Raw genomic sequence first — 17,107 nt, 5'->3', positions numbered from 1 at the left:
ATTTTTGCATTTATTTATATCTTCCTAAGGGATTCCCTAACTTTTTGGTTTAGCTTTTACGCATATATAAGAACCTTCTAGACCTTCTTCTGGATCCTCTACTTTAGGCTCATCAAAAGGAGAATACCTTAATGTAGATACTGTATCCTTTATTTCAAAATATTGCTGTATCAAGGAAATAAACTCCTTTTTAGAAATAAAATGAGCTTTAGAGTAGTATTTGTGTCCTCTCTTACCTAATTCAGTATAATATTGACCCCACGTAGAATCTTCAGGGACAATACATACGGCGAACTCTTTTTTGGTAACTCTCTGTACTTCCTGTAATAATTTCTCAACATCGCTTATGAAACAGATAGTAACTGAAATAAAAGTGCATTCAACTGCCTTATTTCTTAAAGGCAAATATAGTGCATCAGCTTGTATCTTGTCCTCTGTAGGATTTGTTAACTTTAGCATTGCATCTGAAATATCTAATGAGATTATTCTACCACTTATCGCTTCATGAAACACTGAAGGACCTGCGCCAATATCTAAGCAATTTGAAAGATTAAGCCTCTTTACAGCTCTTAATTCGCTTTCATAAATTATTTTGTTTCTTTTATACCACTGTAAATATCCTTGTGGATCGTTAAAGATTTCCATGACTAAGAATACTCTGAAAGCTTAATAAGTTCCGTTGTTATCTTTATTTTTTCATTTATATCGTCCAAAAGATATATTAACTCCTCTCTTCTTCTTCTAAGAGATACGGAAGAATATACAAAGTTATTTATTCTTGACTCTATGAACTGTAATTCCTTTTCAACGCTTTCTTTAAGCTTTGCATAGTATGCATAAATATCAAAGAGACTTGACTTGATACTTTCTTCTTCTTCCTTAAGAGAGAAATATGGACAAATATAGCATAAAACTGGATGGGGAGTTATACCCTCTTGAGATAGCCATGAACTTACAACACTTTCCTCAAATTTTATTCTGCAAATTTTTCCGTTAAAATATGAGCATATATTCCTCTTTCTTATACCTTCGCTTTCTATGTCTTTAAAATTTTTAATTCTTTTTGAAAGGACAGCATCAATAATTAGCTCTCTAAAATTTTCCATAAGTTAATATAGTATGCTAAACTTATTAATCTCAATGATTTTTTAAGACTAAAATAGAATCTTAGTATATGGGAATTATTAGATCCTCAATAATTCTGAGGCCTTATGATACATTACTCTATGCAACTAAAATAATGATAATGGAATATGTTCCCAAGGCAATAATTACAGACGAGAAAGGTTTTCCCTTAGGTGCATTAACTCAAAAAGATATTATAAAATTTGTGTACGAAAAAGGAGAAGAAATAAGTTTTGATAAGGTTTATGTTTCGGAAGTGATGAGAAAAGATATAGTATGTGTTAACGAAAGTATAGACCCACTTGAAGCTGCAGAAATAATAATAGATAAAAAACAGCCGCTTTTGGTAGTATGTAACGATGACGGAAAAGCTTTAGGTATGATAATTAAATCAGATCTTACTCAATACTACGCTTCACAGATAAGGGGATTGCAAAAAACTGAAGAATACATGACTTCTCCTGCAATAACTATTTCAAAATCAGATTCATTAATAAATGCCGTTAAAACTTTAGTCGAAAAAGACGTTAGCAGATTAATTGTAGTAGATGAAGACAAAATAGAAGGCCAATTAACTACCACAGATTTACTTTACATGGCGCCTTCCATAAAATATAAGGAATGCAAAATTAACGTTAGTGAAGTTATGAGCCCAAATATCATTGTCGTTGATGCGGGAGAAGATTTAGCAAGTGCTGCAAAATTAATGGCTTCTAGAAAAATTAAAGGAATACCTGTAGTAAAAGGAGATAAATTAGCGGGAGTAATAACTACAACCGACGTTACAAGGGCGTTATTAGATGATAGAGTTAGGAAATATTTATATGAAATAAAAATGTATACTTCTACATTTTGATTGCTTCTAGCTTATGTTCAATGGAGTTTTCTTTATCTCTTCTATCGTCTATTTTCATAATTGTGACGATCCTTTTTACCCCTTCTTTAGCTAGAGTATCATCAATATCCTTAATTATATAGCCTAATTGCGTTATATCATCTATTTCTAACGTAGTCATTGAAGGAGCTGGATAGAATTTTATTCCCTTAGCCTTAAGCACTTCATAAACTAGCTTTACATATCTTGATATACTTGTACTATTTGTGCCTATAGGTTCTACACTTATATCTACAAGATATTTCATGCTATTCATTTAGATTTTATATCTTAAAAATGTTGAAGATGGATAAATTTTAATTACTCCAAAATGATAGTAGTTACATCATGGAAATAGATCCAGTTGAGATACTAAGAAAGAAGGGATTGAAAGTAACTCCCCAGAGACTTGCAGTACTTAAGTTACTAAGTAAAGGTGGCCATTATAGCGGTGAACAAATATTTGAAGAATTAAAGAAAAACGAACCAAGTATAAGCTTATCTACAGTCTATAACGCTCTAGAGGCATTAGAAAGTGCTGGAATTATAAACTCCTTCGAAGCAAACGGAATAACTTGGTACGAAATGAGAAGAAATCCTCATGTAAATGTGATATGCGAAGATAAAAATGAGATAATAGATGTTGATATAAATATAGATGAGATAATTCAACAACTTAAAAATAAAGGCATTAATGTAATTAACTTAAGTGTAGTAGCTTATGCTGACTGTTCTAAAATTGAAAATAAGTAATTAATAAACTTCTGTTTATCTGCTTTCAAAACTATTTTAGCGTTTTTACTTTTAGAGAAATTATACCAATCTACTAGCATTGCACCTCTAGAAATAGAGCATGTTTCTACGTCTATCTTGAATTCTCCTTGCTGTAATATTAAAGAATTATCATATGCTATAGTTACCGTAAGAGAATCTGTATGAATGCTTCCTCTACCTTCATATTTTTTGGAATATTCTCTTAACGTTTTATTAACGTTAATAAAAAATGTAGATGCTTTTGAATTAATTGATTCTATTTTCTTCCATTCGTCATCAGTAATTTCTGCGGCATCCTCAGCTATTTCCCAAGGAACTATAGTTATATCAAATCCAGCATTAAGCACAATTTCTGCTGCCTCTGGATCTACCCAAAAGTTAAACTCTGCTATTGGAGTAGTATTACCACGACTAAATGCCCCACCCATTATCCAAACCTTTTTTATTCTTTTCACAATATTCAAATCTTTTAAGTAAGCTAAGGCTAAATTAGTTAAGGGCGATACTGCAAGTATTTCTAGTTCACCCTCATATTCTTTAGATAATCTAATTATAGCATCTACAGCATGTTCTCTCTCTGGAGATATTTTAGGTTCTTGGATTTTCCAATCTCCTATACCATTATTTCCATGAACTTCCTCTACTGTCCTCCATTTGCCCATAATAGGCCTTGATGAACCTATAAAAACAGGGACGTCTAAATTAAAATATTCTACAGTAAATAGTGCATTTTTAATCTCATTTTCAAATTTAACATTGCCTGCAACTATTGTTATTCCAAGCAATTTGAAAAATTTAGAGGCAAGTAATATAGCTATGGTATCATCGCTTGCTGTATCTGAATCTATTATTGCATATCTAGGCATAAGAGAATTGTATAAGCATAATATAAAAAGCTTAGGAAGCTAAATATGATATTTATTAATTTCATGAAAAAAATCATTTCTATATTAGTGAAAAGATTTTTTAACGCTAAATTAAATTATACCTAGATGAAGGTAAGAGTATATAATATCGGTGGTATTGTAAGCCCTTTAGAAGTAGAATTAATAAAAGGGGTTAATATATATAAAGCTCCAAACGCTTATGGTAAGACATCGCTAGCAAAAGCCCTAGTTTCATTATTAACATCAGCAATTAAGCCTGACGATTTACTTAACGTATTTGCCAATTCTGGATACGTAGAACTTGATCTGGATGGAAGAACCTACTATAGAAGAATTAAAAGAGTTAAGAATAAAATAATGGAAAGTTCTAAATTATTACTAGACGACGACAGAGCTCTTCTATTATCATACTTCTCTCCGGAGAATAAGCTATTAAATCAAATAATGAGCGGAGAGGAAAACGTAGAATGGTTTATTTCTGCTACTTCTAAAATTAATGAACTAAAATCAAAAAAGGAAGAAATGGAAACTAAATTACATAACTTACAGGCTGAGATTGACGATCTAAATAGAAAGTATAAGGAAGCAATAGAATTACAAACAAAGATAAAACAAATCGAAGATGAAATAGCTAGACTAGAAAAAGAGAAGGAAAGCGATAAGGTATTAAATAAAACCACTCAGACAATTAGTATTACTAACGAGAATAAACTTCGCGATATAAAGGAAAAGATCGAAGTTAAAAAGAGAGAGCTAGAAGATTTGCAAAACAGAATAGCAAGACTGGACCAGGAAATAAAGAATAAAGAGAGCTTAGCATCCCCTGAAATCAGACAATCTTACGAAAGGCAACTTCAAGAAATAAATGCGCAATTACAGAAGATTACAGCTCAAAGAAATGAGGCGGAAATAGAAATAAGATTACTTGAAAAAGTTTTAGATCAAATAAGAGAATCAGAAAAACAACACTTAACTACATGTTATGTATGTGGAAGTCATGTAGATCCTTCAATATGGAAAGTTAGAATTGATGTAATTTCCAAAGAGTTACAAGAGAAGAATTCTCTATATTCCGGAATAAAGAAGGAGGCCGATGAACTATTAAGTAAGAAAGCTGAGATTGAGAAAAAACTGAAAGAATTGGATCAAATAAGCTCTGAAATTTCAAAGCTAAAGATTTCAAGATCAGAACTTGAGAATAGAATAGAAAGCGTAAAGTCAACTATAGATGATTTAGAAAGGCAAAGAAGAGAGATGGAGGAAAGGTTCAACAGAAATGCTGAGTTATATAGAGTTTACGATATTAACGATTCTATAAATAGGAGAATAGAGGAATTAAAGAAAAAGAAGGATGAATACGAATATGAATTAGCGATAAATGGAGTCCCATCAACGATATTAAATAAAATTAGTGAGAAACAGAAAGAATTACAGGAAGTACAAAAAATGGTAGATGATTTAGAAAAAGAATATATGAGAAGACTAACTATAGCAAGAGAAGAGTTCGTTAAAATAGCAAATTACCTGCTTAAAGAGTTAGAATTCGACTTAAGAGCAGAGATTGACGAAAATGATAGACTGGTAGTTAAAAGAAATGACGCTACATTAGAACTAAGAAAGCTGTCATCGTCAGAAAGGACTACATTGGCTTTAATTTTAGTATTAACTGCACTGAAATCCTACTTTAAGACGCCATTCTTCATAGTAGACGAATCATTCATGACGTTCGATCAAAGAAGGTTTGATAAAATAGTGAAATACCTTAATAGTGTAACAGACTATGTAATAATAACTAAGAGTGATGAAAATATAGAATTGCTTAAGGAGACCATGGAACCTCTAGCCTCTTCATAAGAATTTTATTTAAGTCCGTCTTTATTGCATCTTCTACTTGAGGCGGAACATTAGTAATTGGTGTAAACCATCCCACTGAAGTTGTCATACCTAATTCTTCTGCCTTAGATTTTAACCATAAGGCTACTGCCAGGCCAGCTAATGTTGGCTTAAATATTACTATTGAAGGCCCTATTGATGAACTAGAAATTTTTATTGCATGCTTAGAAATTGTTTTCCATCTAGTTTTTGTAATTATTCTTACTAATTCTTTTGCCCTGTCTTTTTCACCCACTGCATAAAATATTATCATACATAGAAAACAGCTAAAACCTACTTAAAAATTTTTAGCCGGATCCAGCCCCACAACCACAATATCCATATTCATCAATTTCCATACCACATACTGGACAAACTACGCCAGTTCCTTTGACTTCTTCAGCAGGTTTACCAAACTGCATTGTGTGTACATCTAATAAAGCTCTAGCTAAGTCACGTATAGAAACTATTCCGTACAGTTTTCCATCGCGTCTAATTATTGGTAAATGTCTAAATCCGTTATTTAGCATTACATCTAATGCATCAGTAACTTCGGTATCTTCAGTTACTCCTTTTACCTCTTTAGTCATGTATTTTTCTACTGGGCTGTCAATATCTCTATTAGAAACTGCCCTAACTATATCTCTCTCTGTTATAATTCCAGCTACTCTATTTTGAGAATCTATAACTACTAATGAACCTAAATTGTGCTCTTTCATTTCCTTTGCGGCTTCTGCTATTGTAACGTTAGGCTTAACTACATAAACTTTTGTAGTGGCTATTTGAGAAACTTTTGCTGCCATAAATAAATTAGAAAAGATTTAAGACTAAAAACTTTCTTATCCTATTATAAACTGGTAAGCCTTTACTTTTCCTCCTTCTAGAACAATTAAGGCTGCATGCAATAAACCTTCACCATATTCGCTTCCTGGATTTATAACTATGGTTCTTCCTATTTTATCAAAACCTCTAGACTCGTGAATGTGACCATGAAGACCTAATAAAGGTTGAGTTTCTTCAATTATTTTTCTTACAGCTTGAGACCCAACATGAGTAAATACTATTTCTCCTCCCTTAACTACAGGTTTAAGATTTTCATCAAGTAATGGGGCGTTATCTAAATTACTACCATATGGAGGAGCATGGAAATTAAATATAGCCTCAGAGGGATTAGATAGCTTTTCTACCTCATGTTTTAAAGCTTCATACAATTTCTCTTCTGGCATTTCTCTGGGCGTATGCCAGGGAGTGGGATTAACATAACCATAAGAGACCATTTCATATTTATCTATATTAACAACTTTTCCCTCAGTTTTTATCATTATGTCACTTTCATCCAACACGTCAAACAAGTATTCTGGATCATCGTTACCTAAATTAACGTAAATTGGAATATTAAGACCTTTATATCTCTCTTCTGCAATTCTTATCCAGGTTCTTACAACTTCAGTCATAGCATTTTTAAAAGCCTCATCTACCTTTCTTTTATCACGTTTCATATCTTCGAATTCCTCTCTACTAACAATGACATAATAATTTCCTTGATTTCTAATCTCTGATATTTTCTGGGCTAATAGATCTTTTGAAAATCTATTTCCATCTATCTCATAATTTCCATCATTAAGCTCAATTATAGGTATTAAAGCTTTACCAGCTAGATCTCCCCCTATTATTAAAGCATCAACTTTATACATTTTGCCCGCATTAAGAAACTTCTTGAATACTATGTCCGAGCCATGAAGATCGGAAGTAAATAAGATTCTTACTTGCTTGCTATAGTTATTTTTCTTCCTATTAAATAGCCCCACGCTTTAACTTAAAGTAATATAATATTTAAAAGTTGTTAAACCGATAAACAAAAAAGTCAGACAGCAAATAGTTCATAGAAATGGTATTAGTATTATTCGTTAGACATGGGCACAGCGTCTCTAATCAAAACAAAATTTTGTCACATGATATTAACAATTACCCTTTGACAGAAGAAGGACAAATCCAAGCTAAAAACACCGCTAAAGAATTGTCAAAACTTAAAATAACTAAGATTTTCACTAGTCCTATACTTAGAGCATATCAAACTGCTACAATAATAGCAAATGAATTAGGTCTGATACCGATTATAGACGATAGATTGAGGGAAAGATATTTGGGTGATCTAAATAATAAAAAATTTGACCCCTCTGATCATTGGAAAATAAAATTAATAAAAGGACAAATAGAAGTTAAAGGACTAGAACCTTGGGAATCCATGCAAAGGAGGATGATAGAATTTGTTAATTCTATCAAGAATGAGGAAGGTGCAGTAGTTGCTGTTTCTCACTATGACCCTATAAGAGCACTTATAGGTTATATTTTAGGCTTAGATGATATTTCAGTCTTCGGAATTTCCTTACCAAATGCAAGCATAACTGCTATAGAAATGATTGACGGAAAGTTTAGACTCCATTCTATAGGATCTCCTATACTTTCACAGGAGTTATTAAATAGACTTAATAGATATATTATTACTATTAATCAAAGATAGTATTTTTTCTCTAGTTTTCTGGTTTAAGCTATCGAATAATATAGTATCAATTCTGTTAATAGTTTTTTCTAATGCTTGCTGAATAATGTTCGAATTTAATTCTGATATATTATGTTTAGATATAATATGTGATATACATGATTTCATTGCAAGCTTTGAAACATTATGCGCATAATGTGGGCCACCAAAAGCTAAAATAACGTTATCACAAGTAGTTTCTTCTAATCTCTCAATTCCCCTCAAAACTGCATCAACTAAATTTTTGACCAATTTCTCGTTATTCCAAAATTCCTCACTGCTACCTACTTCAGCGAAAATCACTGGGACAGTTTGATAAGTAGGGCCGTGATGTGTGGCTTCAAATACTTTATCTATGTTAACATCAATCTTTGATATTTCCCGATATATTGAAGTTATAAGTCTTGGAAATGCTACCCCTAGTTTATTTGCCTCTCCTCCCATTGTTTTATTACCTATATTACCTGGATGATGAACAGTTAATGAAGGAATCTTTGCGGAGCTTTCATGCCTACATATTACTACTATTGCATCACCAGAATTATATTTAAAATCTATTACGTCTTCATTTATTTCTTCAAATTTATATCCTAATTTTTTAACAGTTTTTCCCACTGCGTCAACGTTAGAAATTATTACTTTAATATTCATTCCTTTACCATCTCCTTTACTTTTTCTGCTAAATATGGAGCTATTGCGTATCCAAACCTATATCCTCCAACAATTATAAGATTTTCAAAAGGTTTAATCAATATTGGCTCGTTATTTTCACTTACACTTCTAAATCCTACTCTAATTTCAAGGTTACTTTTGCTTATCAAGTTACTAAAAGTTGAAATTGTTTTCTTAACTTCTTCAAAATCTATATCCATAGAGCTATCCTGCTTTGAATCGCCATTTAAATACATCTTTTTCCCTTGGACCGCTATTCTATCGCCTATAACTACTATTCCGTTCAGTTTCTTAGACGGTTCGGCTATTATTAAATGCCCTTTAAAAGGAATTAGTTTAACATAATTACCTATAAGATCTGAAAGAAGATAGCTTGCAGTAATAATGTAATTTTCTCCTTTTAATACTCCAGCAGAAGTTTCTATGCTTTCTACATAATTACCTTTTACATTAATTTTAGTAACTTTCGCATGAAGGAAAGGAAATTCTTTTCCAACCTTCTGTAATAATTCATCTCCATCTATGAAAAGTGAATTATCAAAATATTCAGCGTAATCTAAATCTATTGAAGGTTCTATCTCTTTTATTTCCTTTTTATCCATCATTTTACCTCCTCCTAAAGGTTTCTCAGATTTCCTTAGCAAGAATGTTTTTCTGAAATATATTCCATATTCATTACCTATTTTCACATAATCGTCTTCTCCTTTTAGGCAGTCGTTGAAATATTTTCCACATAATGGAGGAATTATTGACCATAAACTAGCGTTAGAATTTCTTAAGTTTTCTTTTTCATCGATAATTATTGCATCTGAAATCTTAAATGCCGTAAATAACCCAGTTATTCCTCCTCCAATAATGATATTGACCATAACTTTAGATTTAGTTCTTCCAATATAAACTTTTTAAATTATGAAATAGACTACTTACTTATGAGTAGCGATTACGATCCAGAACTAGATGAGTTATTAAAGAAAAAATTTAAACAGATAATGAACACAACTAAAGGTATGCAAGAAAATCAAAAAAACCAAGAAGAACTAGTAGCACATTTAGATAGCAATACCTTTGATAATTTTATAAAATCTCATAAAGTAGCAGTAATAGACTTTTGGGCAGAATGGTGCGCTCCTTGTATAATGCTAGCACCAATTATTGAAGAATTAGCAAAAGATTATCCGCAAGTAGGATTTGGAAAAGTGAATTCTGACGAAAATCAAGATATTGCAGCAAGATATGGAGTTATGAGTTTACCTACCGTTATATTCTTTAAGAATGGAGAACCTGTAGATGAAGTCATAGGAGCTGTTCCAAGAGAAGAAATTGAAATAAGAATTAAGGAATTATTAAAGTGATAGTTAATGAAACCTTTGCTCATAGGAGTTGATGGTTTAAGCTATAGTAGCTTCATGAAGTGTAATCCAAGATTCTTACTTACTTTATTTAGTAGCGCATTTAGAGGAGTTGTTGTAAATAGAAAACCCCAGCATCCTGCATCATCATGGATGTCAATCCTTGAAATGAAAGATATAAGTGGTAATTCGTTCTATAAAGTTGAGGAAAAACCCACATTAATTAAAGAGACTAATGCGGTTGCAATAAATTTACCTATAACGAATCCAACTTATGGTGAATTAGGCTTTCCTTATGATTCTAATTTAACGGCTAAGGATGAGATTGATAAAGTAATAGAAGCTATTCTTGATTCACTAGAAGAGCAACCAGTAATTGCTGATATTACTGCTATAGATAGGTTAGTAAGAGTAAATCCACAAAAGAAATGTGAAATATATAAAGAGGTTGATGATGGACTTAGAAAGCTTTTAAGGAAAGTTGATGATTTCATATTATTTTCACCTTATGGAGAGCCAAAATCAGACAAAATGTGCGATCATGAAGACTATGGAGTTTACTTATCAACAGTTCCAAGACCTAATGAACACGACACTGTAAAATTACCAGAGATTGGGCTTTTGTTTAAGAGATTAGTATCTCAAAGCTAAATATTTTTATTATAAAATGGATATAATGCTAAAATTACTGGGTCTACATATAGTCTTTTTCTATCAATATACTTGGTAAGAATTCCGACTGCGCCTTCAGAATATTTTGACCCTGACTTAGAATAAGCTTTATCCACGGCATAGCCTAGTTCAAAACCTTGATTTATATACTTCACTACTTTTGAAGGTAGAGTGAAAGCCGCAGACTTTGAGAAGTTTTCGTTACCTTCCTTATCTACTGCATATACTACAGCAAAAGCTAATACTTTATTATACTCAAAGCATATTCCACCTTCTATTCCTATTCCTATATCTGCATTTGCAGTTCTCAACGCTCTAATTGCCCTGTTTCTTGCACCAAATAAAGTTTCTTTACAGTAAGGTTGAGAAGAAACTCCAGAATCTACTTCCATTGCAACAATTTCAGCCTTAAGTCCAATGATATCTAATGCTTCTTTTACTGCCTCAACTTTAGTCCTATTTTTACTACCTACTGAAACTAACATTTTTAACTTGCAGGATATACTAAGATTCATGGTAACAATAAAAGTTGGCGCCTTAGCGGATTCGGGCGATCTATATCCTTTTATACCATTGATCGAAGGAAAAATAAAACCAGAAGGTTTTAACTTAGAAATTGAGATTATACCAACTGTTCAAGATGTAAACGAGAAAGTACTAAAGAAGGAAGTCGATGTATCGGTGCCATCAGCTGCTATGTATCCCTACATTCAAGACGATTATTATATTATGAGCAATGCAGTAGCTTCTGCAGTAGATGGAATAACGGGTATGCCGATTTTAGCTTCTAAAGAAATGAGCTTAGACGAAGTAAAGAAATCTAGGTTAATAGTTCATGGTCCAAATACTTCGGCCTTTACTCTTTATAAGTTACTTATAGGAAAATATGGAAAATTAGTAATAATTAAGAGGGTTCTAGATGAAATCAAGGGCTTAGGTACTGAAGGAGACGTGCTAGTTGCTGTTCATGAAATTAAAATGATGTATGCAATGCAGAAATTGGGTGTTAAATATTACAAGATAGGTAGTATGTGGGATATGTGGAAGAACATTTCAAACAACGCCCCAATGCCGATGGGTATGGTTGTAGTATCTAAGGAATTAGGAAAAGATTTAGCCTTAAAATTCAAGGAAGTTTACGAGAAAAGTAAAAAATATGCTGAAAAGAATTTACAGGAGATAATTCCTAAAGATGTTGAGATAATGAGAGAAGCACAAGGAGCTAATTTAGATAAGGAAATAGTAGAAAAAACGATATGGGCGGATATTCAAGAATATAATGTTCCGGAGAGCGAAGTTATCAAAGGTTTAGAAACATTCTATAGGCTTACAGAAGAAAAGGGAATTTTACCTAAAGTTAAGAAGCTAGACTTAATTTAAAGAATTTTTGATATATAAGGAAATTTATTTAATGTAAAAATTATATCTATTTCTGACTTTAGCTCGCTTAATAATTCAGAAACATAATTTAGATAAGTAAAAGGCAAACTCAATTCTGTTATATATAGCTCTTCATTATTATCTATTTCGATTAAAATCGAGAATCTAATGAAAGGTATTAACTCTAAGCATTCAAGCACTTTTTTGGAATTATGAAAAATATCTAGTATAACATCTCTATTACCGTAATCTATTATAAAACTCTCTATTACCGTGTGATTATACATGCCTTTTAAGATCTCATTAAATGAAGAAAAAGACTTAAGTGAGGAGAAAATTAGGGGTTGTGCATAACCAGAATATTTAACTTCAACCTTTAACCCCTCAGCTCTTTTATCTAAGCTCATTTTCCACTTATCGTATTTCTCATCATAATATTCTGGAATTCCAGAGTAGTTTATAAATTCCTTTATTCTAAAACCTTCATTTAGAGATAATGAAATGGATAAATTGGACTTAATGCTTTTTCTTATAGGTAAACCATCAAAATTTATCTTTATAATTGAAGAACTATAAACAGGGGTAAAACTTAAGTTCTTAATCTTTAGTAACTGCTCTTTTAATAAGCTCTCTTCCGTTTTCAATATCTTTGAAATTAGCGGAATATTTGGTCCAATTTGTCTCATTAACTTTATTGCCGTTACTAACTTTTGGTGCATCATTAGTAATTTGTAATTTATGCTTTTTAATTTTCTCTGGAACTACTCTTACTTCAATCATGGCAACATTTTCAAATGAATTTACAATTCTCTTTACAGTTTTTCTTATCTTATATACATTTGAAAGTTTGCAATCGGGTGGTAATGAAATAACAACATATACCATGTAAAAGGAACCTAGTTTTCTTACGTATATACTTTTGATATTAATGCCAAGGCTCTCTAAAATTGTCTTTATCCTATCCTTAAATGGGGCATCACAGTTAATGCCTATCAACGAATAAATTGCCTCTTTAAATTGCCTTATTGCGTCAGCTAGAATAAAGCCTATTATAGTAAAAACTACAGTTAATGTGAGATAATATTCATTTATAATTATTGCAAATCCACTTACTATTTCCATAAACAAATCTAATTTACTATGAGTAAGATCTGTTTTTACTAGAGAGATCCAAGAATATCGTTTCTCGAGTATAAATACTACAAAAGTTAATACGCTACTTGAGTATATTATTGACGATAACCACGCCGGTACTTCATAGTTGACGTCGCTAATTATTAAATTAATATAATTAATTGAGAGAATTACTATAAATATTGTAACAAATAATACAGCTATACTTTCAAGGTTATATAATCCCCATGGAAATTTATTTGATCTTCGATATATTATATTAAGTAATAGAGAGAATAATATTGCTGAAGTTGCATCTATAAAACCGTGAAAAGAGTCCGCTATAAGTATAGCCGAGTGATAAATCTCACCAAAATATATTTCTATGATTGAAATTGGCAAGAGTAATGCTCCAGAAAATAAAAATACCTTTGAAACTTCCCTTAATTTTTCTAAGGGTATCAAGCATAATCACCTTTTCATACCCAATATATTATTTACTCGTATTGTTAAAAAGTTTACACTGGAAGGATATTTTAGGACGTAGAAATATTATTGAACTTAAAAGCTTACACTTACAAGCCTTAATCTAAGATTATTTTTAACATATACTACGCCATTTACTAAAATTACTTCAAGATTATGATCGTCAAAATTTTATGAAAAAGTGTAGATAAATCTTTGTTACTTTTTCTAAGGTAAATTTTTTAAAGTAAAATAACCTTAGATCATGTATGGCAGAGAAAAAGACCGAAATAAATAGCTTTTCCGATCTAATAAAAGCGTTGTTCAAGGACGATAACTGGTATCTAGGTGGATTTATAATAGCATTAATATTGTTCATTATATTCGATTTAATAGTATATAAATAATTTTTTTAATTTTTAATGATTTCTCAATATGAACAAGTTTTATAAAGTGGTAAAATGTTTACATTTATGTGAGTAAAGTGGCAAGAGTAAATATTGCAGCCGACGCTGAAATAGTTAAAGAATTAGAAAAGGAAGCTAAAAGTAGAGGATACACTATATTCTCCCTTACCAATATAGCACTCAAATCAATGTTAGAATTAATAAGAAGCGGAGAAGATTCTACAACTTTATCTCATTTAGTAGAATTTTACAAGATAACTAAAGATCTTGATATTATCCCTGTTACATCTTGGTATATAGAAAACTTAGTTAAACTAGCCTATGAGAAAGATCAGAAAGCGTTAGAAGAAATATGCGATGGAGCAGGACAGCAAATATCCTCCTATTTAAGGTCTAGAGCTTCCACGTTTGACGAATTACTTCAAATTTATGACACAATAAAATCTGTGTTGCCAATAAAGGACATAAGAATAAAAAGAGTTAATGATGAAATCATTGAAATACGGATTACTGGTAGTGGATTTAGTAGCGAATCTACATTATGCACCTCTAAAGTATTTAGGAAGATTCTAGAGGCTTATTACTTTGAAATTTTAGAAATGACATATTCGCCTGGAGGAATAATATTTACTAGAGTTAAATATCAGGGCCAGCCTAATAAGTAATTACAAGAAGATATTATTCTACATACTACTTGTTGAGTTTCTAACGATCTTTTACTTATTGAATAATGCTCAGTGAAAATTCCTTTTACCTCTTCAGAAAAATCGCCATGCTGAAAAGCTCCTATCCCTAAAAGAAAATTTTCGTTGCAAAGATATGTCGGATCAATCTTACTTCCGTCCTCTGAAAGAAGTACTGGCTTATATTTTTTGACAATGTCTGATAGCTTTACATTTAATATTTTCATTAAAGGCCTAGAAGAATTTGGAGGTATTTGACCAAGTTTTAATAATTGCTCCATTAGACCTATAAATCTATTATAATTTTTGGGCGGATTCATATCTTTCTCAACTTTTATAATTCTAGAGTCGTAAGTATGTATATAGAAGTCTCCTAAAATTTCTTTTTCAGATAAAATCATTATCATTGCCATATGTACTATATCCGGTCTACCTCTTTTTTGCCAATCTTTCAATTTTCTCATTGCATGATAATGCAAAGATATGTCAAGGATAGTATCTTGGGGTTTCTTTCCTCTTCTTTCTGCATTTTTAATAACACTAGGATCGTTTAAGATTTCTTTAGGTACAAGCTCTAAGGCCGAATCTAAAAGAATGAAGTTAAGTTTCACGGATTATAAGGAATATATGTGAATAAAAAAACTCTAAAGAAGAGGGCATTAAAGCTAATAAATGATGCAATAAAGCTTGCAGAGGAAGGAAACTTAGAATTAGCCAGGAAATATATAATGTTAGCTAGAGAATATTCAAATAAAGGTAGATTCAAAATACCATTGGAATATAAAAGAAAATTTTGTAGAAAATGCCTAACCCCGTTAATACCAGGTAAAACGGAAAGAATAAGAATAAAGTCAAAGATTTTAGTTAGAAGTTGTTTAATTTGTGGGTGGATAAGGAGATATGATCTCAGAAAAAATAAAGAAAGCAAAAGCGGAACATCCAACAATTAGAATAGGTAAGAATGGAATAACAGAAGGTTTAATAAATGAAATAAAAAGGCAATTAAAAGACCATGAAGTAGTGAAAATAAGAATTGGAATAAAAGATCAAGATAGGAGAGAAATTGCTAAAAAAGTTGCAGAATTGACTAATGCAAAATTAGTAGAAGTTAGAGGGTATACTTTTATTTTGATGAAAAATGAGTAAGCTTGCCGTAGATACCTTAGAAATATATGGACATCCAAATGTTTTAGGAAAACATAAATCTACTTTAGAATTTACTAAAGAGAATTACTTGACTTCTAGAGGAGATTGCATAATAGGAATAAATTCCACTAAAGCAATAGCTGATTTAAAAGAAGAAGTAAAAGAAATACTTAAAGAAAATGGGTATGGCTATGTGATAATTAAGATTGATAACCTCATAGACATAGTATCAGGGAGAGGAGATAAACGAATGACATTTTCTAATAAAGTGAAGATAATTATAAGAAAATCAAATTTTATTTCTGACTCTACTCTACTAGTTTATTCCGATAAAGCAGCGGCTGACATTAAAAGAGATATTATTAATAGGTTAAGACAAGGTGATAAGGCTAAAGTTTTTATCATTGCATCTGATATACCCCTTAAAAATGAAGAGATCCTTAGAGTAATCGTTAACTCTTAGCCATTTATATGCAGGTATTAGTGATATCCCATCCTTTGTAGTTAATATATAAATGATTAATTCACCGTTAGTCACTCTGCATAACTCATTAAGGAATTCTAAAATCATCGTGGGATTATCTGCATAAACCTTATCGAACGCTTTATCCCTAAAAGGCAAATTATGGGCATCGTACTGAACAATATCTATTAGGTGAATTTTTTTCTTATTTAGAGATAAACTTTCTCTGAGCATTTCTAATCCTTCTATATTAAGGTCACCCGCAACCACGTATCTAGAAATTGTACTAGCATGAATTGCAATACCTCCATATCCACAAAAAGCGTCCAGAATTTTCTCATTTTCTTTGACTTCTTCTTTTATTTTATTCCTCTCTCCGCCTAGTGAAGGATTAACGTAGACTTTCTTAACGTCAACTACAAACAATAAGCCGTTCTCTTTAAAAATTGTCCTCGATATATTTTCCCCACCTATTAATTCTAATTCGCTAATTCTAAGTTCACCAGACACTTTTCTCTTAATATAAACAGCTTTAACTTTAGGATTAATTTGCATAATTGCTTTGGCTAATTTTTCCTTGTCTATATCTTTTTTCTTAGGAGATAAAATAACTATATTACCAATTATATAATAGCTTGATACGCCTTCCACTAATTCCCTCAATTTGGGAGTTCTCTTTTTCATAA

General features: G+C 31.3%; 26 protein-coding genes. 12 read left to right on the top strand and 14 right to left on the bottom strand.

Features of this window, described 5'->3' with window-relative positions; genetic code table 11:
* Positions 1-36 precede the first annotated feature (36 nt).
* On the bottom strand, positions 37-645 hold the full coding sequence (locus D1867_RS08900) for a class I SAM-dependent methyltransferase (protein ID WP_155863821.1): 609 nt from the start codon (positions 643-645) through the stop codon (positions 37-39).
* 2 nt (positions 646-647) lie between these two features.
* On the bottom strand, positions 648-1,106 hold the full coding sequence (locus tag D1867_RS08895; protein WP_155863820.1) for a hypothetical protein: 459 nt from the start codon (positions 1,104-1,106) through the stop codon (positions 648-650).
* Positions 1,107-1,174: 68 nt separating this feature from the next.
* On the opposite strand from D1867_RS08895, the gene D1867_RS08890 reads away from it, so the two are divergent.
* The gene (locus D1867_RS08890; protein WP_155863819.1) at positions 1,175-1,981 is read left to right on the top strand and encodes a CBS domain-containing protein; all 807 of its coding nucleotides are present in this window, start codon (positions 1,175-1,177) and stop codon (positions 1,979-1,981) included.
* On the opposite strand, the gene D1867_RS08885 is transcribed toward D1867_RS08890, so the two are convergent.
* Complete coding sequence (locus D1867_RS08885) at positions 1,971-2,267, bottom strand: MTH1187 family thiamine-binding protein (RefSeq protein ID WP_231136434.1); 297 nt, start codon at positions 2,265-2,267, stop codon at positions 1,971-1,973. The genes D1867_RS08890 and D1867_RS08885 overlap by 11 nt on opposite strands.
* Positions 2,268-2,347: 80 nt before the next feature.
* Here D1867_RS08885 and D1867_RS08880 point away from each other — a divergent pair, with 80 nt between their 5' ends.
* Positions 2,348-2,752, top strand: a complete 405-nt coding sequence (locus D1867_RS08880) for a Fur family transcriptional regulator (RefSeq protein ID WP_155863818.1) — start codon at positions 2,348-2,350, stop codon at positions 2,750-2,752.
* On the opposite strand, the gene D1867_RS08875 is transcribed toward D1867_RS08880, so the two are convergent.
* Positions 2,719-3,639, bottom strand: coding sequence for a nucleoside hydrolase (locus D1867_RS08875; RefSeq protein WP_155863817.1), 921 nt, complete (start codon positions 3,637-3,639; stop codon positions 2,719-2,721). The genes D1867_RS08880 and D1867_RS08875 overlap by 34 nt on opposite strands.
* A 126-nt stretch (positions 3,640-3,765) precedes the next feature.
* On the opposite strand from D1867_RS08875, the gene D1867_RS08870 reads away from it, so the two are divergent.
* A complete protein-coding gene (locus D1867_RS08870) occupies positions 3,766-5,514 on the top strand; it encodes an archaea-specific SMC-related protein (RefSeq protein WP_155863816.1) in 1,749 nt (582 codons plus the stop codon).
* On the opposite strand, the gene D1867_RS08865 is transcribed toward D1867_RS08870, so the two are convergent.
* Genes D1867_RS08865 through D1867_RS08855 form a run of 3 tightly spaced genes read right to left on the bottom strand, consistent with a single transcriptional unit; the run spans position 5,480 to position 7,340 of the window.
* The gene (locus D1867_RS08865; protein WP_013777088.1) at positions 5,480-5,806 is read right to left on the bottom strand and encodes a hypothetical protein; all 327 of its coding nucleotides are present in this window, start codon (positions 5,804-5,806) and stop codon (positions 5,480-5,482) included. The genes D1867_RS08870 and D1867_RS08865 overlap by 35 nt on opposite strands.
* Positions 5,807-5,840: 34 nt before the next feature.
* On the bottom strand, positions 5,841-6,335 hold the full coding sequence (locus tag D1867_RS08860) for a CBS domain-containing protein (protein ID WP_155863815.1): 495 nt from the start codon (positions 6,333-6,335) through the stop codon (positions 5,841-5,843).
* Between the two features lie 36 nt (positions 6,336-6,371).
* Positions 6,372-7,340, bottom strand: a complete 969-nt coding sequence (locus tag D1867_RS08855; protein ID WP_338078018.1) for a metallophosphoesterase family protein — start codon at positions 7,338-7,340, stop codon at positions 6,372-6,374.
* Between the two features lie 80 nt (positions 7,341-7,420).
* On the opposite strand from D1867_RS08855, the gene D1867_RS08850 reads away from it, so the two are divergent.
* The gene (locus tag D1867_RS08850) at positions 7,421-8,053 is read left to right on the top strand and encodes a 2,3-diphosphoglycerate-dependent phosphoglycerate mutase (RefSeq protein ID WP_155863814.1); all 633 of its coding nucleotides are present in this window, start codon (positions 7,421-7,423) and stop codon (positions 8,051-8,053) included.
* On the opposite strand, the gene D1867_RS08845 is transcribed toward D1867_RS08850, so the two are convergent.
* Both D1867_RS08845 and D1867_RS08840 read right to left on the bottom strand, forming a co-directional pair.
* Positions 8,009-8,722 carry a D-aminoacyl-tRNA deacylase gene (locus D1867_RS08845; protein ID WP_155863813.1) on the bottom strand — a complete coding sequence of 238 codons (714 nt, stop codon included), beginning with the start codon at positions 8,720-8,722 and terminating at the stop codon, positions 8,009-8,011. The genes D1867_RS08850 and D1867_RS08845 overlap by 45 nt on opposite strands.
* Positions 8,719-9,612, bottom strand: coding sequence for an FAD-dependent oxidoreductase (locus tag D1867_RS08840; protein WP_155863812.1), 894 nt, complete (start codon positions 9,610-9,612; stop codon positions 8,719-8,721). Before D1867_RS08840 ends, D1867_RS08845 begins: the two co-directional genes overlap by 4 nt.
* A 60-nt stretch (positions 9,613-9,672) precedes the next feature.
* Between D1867_RS08840 and trxA the strand changes: the two genes are divergently transcribed.
* Positions 9,673-10,095, top strand: a complete 423-nt coding sequence (gene trxA / locus D1867_RS08835; protein ID WP_155863811.1) for a thioredoxin — start codon at positions 9,673-9,675, stop codon at positions 10,093-10,095.
* A gap of 6 nt (positions 10,096-10,101) precedes the next feature.
* Positions 10,102-10,743 (top strand): hypothetical protein, encoded by a 642-nt coding sequence (locus D1867_RS08830; RefSeq protein ID WP_155863810.1) that lies wholly within the window; start codon positions 10,102-10,104, stop codon positions 10,741-10,743.
* Here the strand turns inward: D1867_RS08830 and D1867_RS08825 are convergent.
* On the bottom strand, positions 10,740-11,249 hold the full coding sequence (locus tag D1867_RS08825) for a DUF84 family protein (protein WP_155864458.1): 510 nt from the start codon (positions 11,247-11,249) through the stop codon (positions 10,740-10,742). The two genes, D1867_RS08830 and D1867_RS08825, sit on opposite strands and share 4 nt — an antisense overlap.
* Positions 11,250-11,277: 28 nt before the next feature.
* Between D1867_RS08825 and D1867_RS08820 the strand changes: the two genes are divergently transcribed.
* Complete coding sequence (locus tag D1867_RS08820; protein WP_155863809.1) at positions 11,278-12,144, top strand: menaquinone biosynthesis family protein; 867 nt, start codon at positions 11,278-11,280, stop codon at positions 12,142-12,144.
* On the opposite strand, the gene D1867_RS08815 is transcribed toward D1867_RS08820, so the two are convergent.
* Together D1867_RS08815 and D1867_RS08810 are read right to left on the bottom strand one after the other, a co-directional pair.
* A complete protein-coding gene (locus D1867_RS08815; protein WP_155863808.1) occupies positions 12,141-12,788 on the bottom strand; it encodes a hypothetical protein in 648 nt (215 codons plus the stop codon). The genes D1867_RS08820 and D1867_RS08815 overlap by 4 nt on opposite strands.
* Positions 12,742-13,722, bottom strand: coding sequence for a cation efflux transmembrane domain-containing protein (locus D1867_RS08810; RefSeq protein ID WP_155863807.1), 981 nt, complete (start codon positions 13,720-13,722; stop codon positions 12,742-12,744). Before D1867_RS08810 ends, D1867_RS08815 begins: the two co-directional genes overlap by 47 nt.
* A gap of 269 nt (positions 13,723-13,991) precedes the next feature.
* Between D1867_RS08810 and D1867_RS12215 the strand changes: the two genes are divergently transcribed.
* Together D1867_RS12215 and D1867_RS08805 are read left to right on the top strand one after the other, a co-directional pair.
* Positions 13,992-14,129, top strand: a complete 138-nt coding sequence (locus D1867_RS12215; RefSeq protein WP_170283910.1) for a hypothetical protein — start codon at positions 13,992-13,994, stop codon at positions 14,127-14,129.
* Positions 14,130-14,206: 77 nt separating this feature from the next.
* Complete coding sequence (locus tag D1867_RS08805) at positions 14,207-14,794, top strand: hypothetical protein (protein ID WP_338078119.1); 588 nt, start codon at positions 14,207-14,209, stop codon at positions 14,792-14,794.
* On the opposite strand, the gene D1867_RS08800 is transcribed toward D1867_RS08805, so the two are convergent.
* Positions 14,773-15,423, bottom strand: coding sequence for a 16S rRNA methyltransferase (locus D1867_RS08800; RefSeq protein ID WP_338078017.1), 651 nt, complete (start codon positions 15,421-15,423; stop codon positions 14,773-14,775). The two genes, D1867_RS08805 and D1867_RS08800, sit on opposite strands and share 22 nt — an antisense overlap.
* An 18-nt stretch (positions 15,424-15,441) precedes the next feature.
* On the opposite strand from D1867_RS08800, the gene D1867_RS08795 reads away from it, so the two are divergent.
* The 3 genes from D1867_RS08795 to D1867_RS08785 are packed head-to-tail and all read left to right on the top strand — an operon-like array spanning position 15,442 to position 16,421.
* Positions 15,442-15,762 carry a ribonuclease P protein component 4 gene (locus tag D1867_RS08795; protein ID WP_338078016.1) on the top strand — a complete coding sequence of 107 codons (321 nt, stop codon included), beginning with the start codon at positions 15,442-15,444 and terminating at the stop codon, positions 15,760-15,762.
* Complete coding sequence (locus D1867_RS08790; RefSeq protein WP_155863806.1) at positions 15,713-15,958, top strand: YhbY family RNA-binding protein; 246 nt, start codon at positions 15,713-15,715, stop codon at positions 15,956-15,958. The genes D1867_RS08795 and D1867_RS08790 overlap by 50 nt, the downstream gene beginning before the upstream one ends.
* The gene (locus D1867_RS08785; protein ID WP_155863805.1) at positions 15,951-16,421 is read left to right on the top strand and encodes a DUF371 domain-containing protein; all 471 of its coding nucleotides are present in this window, start codon (positions 15,951-15,953) and stop codon (positions 16,419-16,421) included. Before D1867_RS08790 ends, D1867_RS08785 begins: the two co-directional genes overlap by 8 nt.
* On the opposite strand, the gene D1867_RS08780 is transcribed toward D1867_RS08785, so the two are convergent.
* Entirely contained in the window at positions 16,329-17,105 is a 777-nt protein-coding gene (locus tag D1867_RS08780; RefSeq protein ID WP_155863804.1) for a class I SAM-dependent methyltransferase, read from the bottom strand. The two genes, D1867_RS08785 and D1867_RS08780, sit on opposite strands and share 93 nt — an antisense overlap.
* Positions 17,106-17,107: the final 2 nt, after the last annotated feature.

It is taken from the genome of Acidianus infernus, from assembly GCF_009729545.1.
Classification (GTDB): Archaea; Thermoproteota; Thermoprotei_A; order Sulfolobales; family Sulfolobaceae; genus Acidianus; species Acidianus infernus.
The sequence above is the reverse complement of the archived record's forward strand: the minus strand, read 5'-3'. Positions and strand labels throughout refer to the sequence as shown.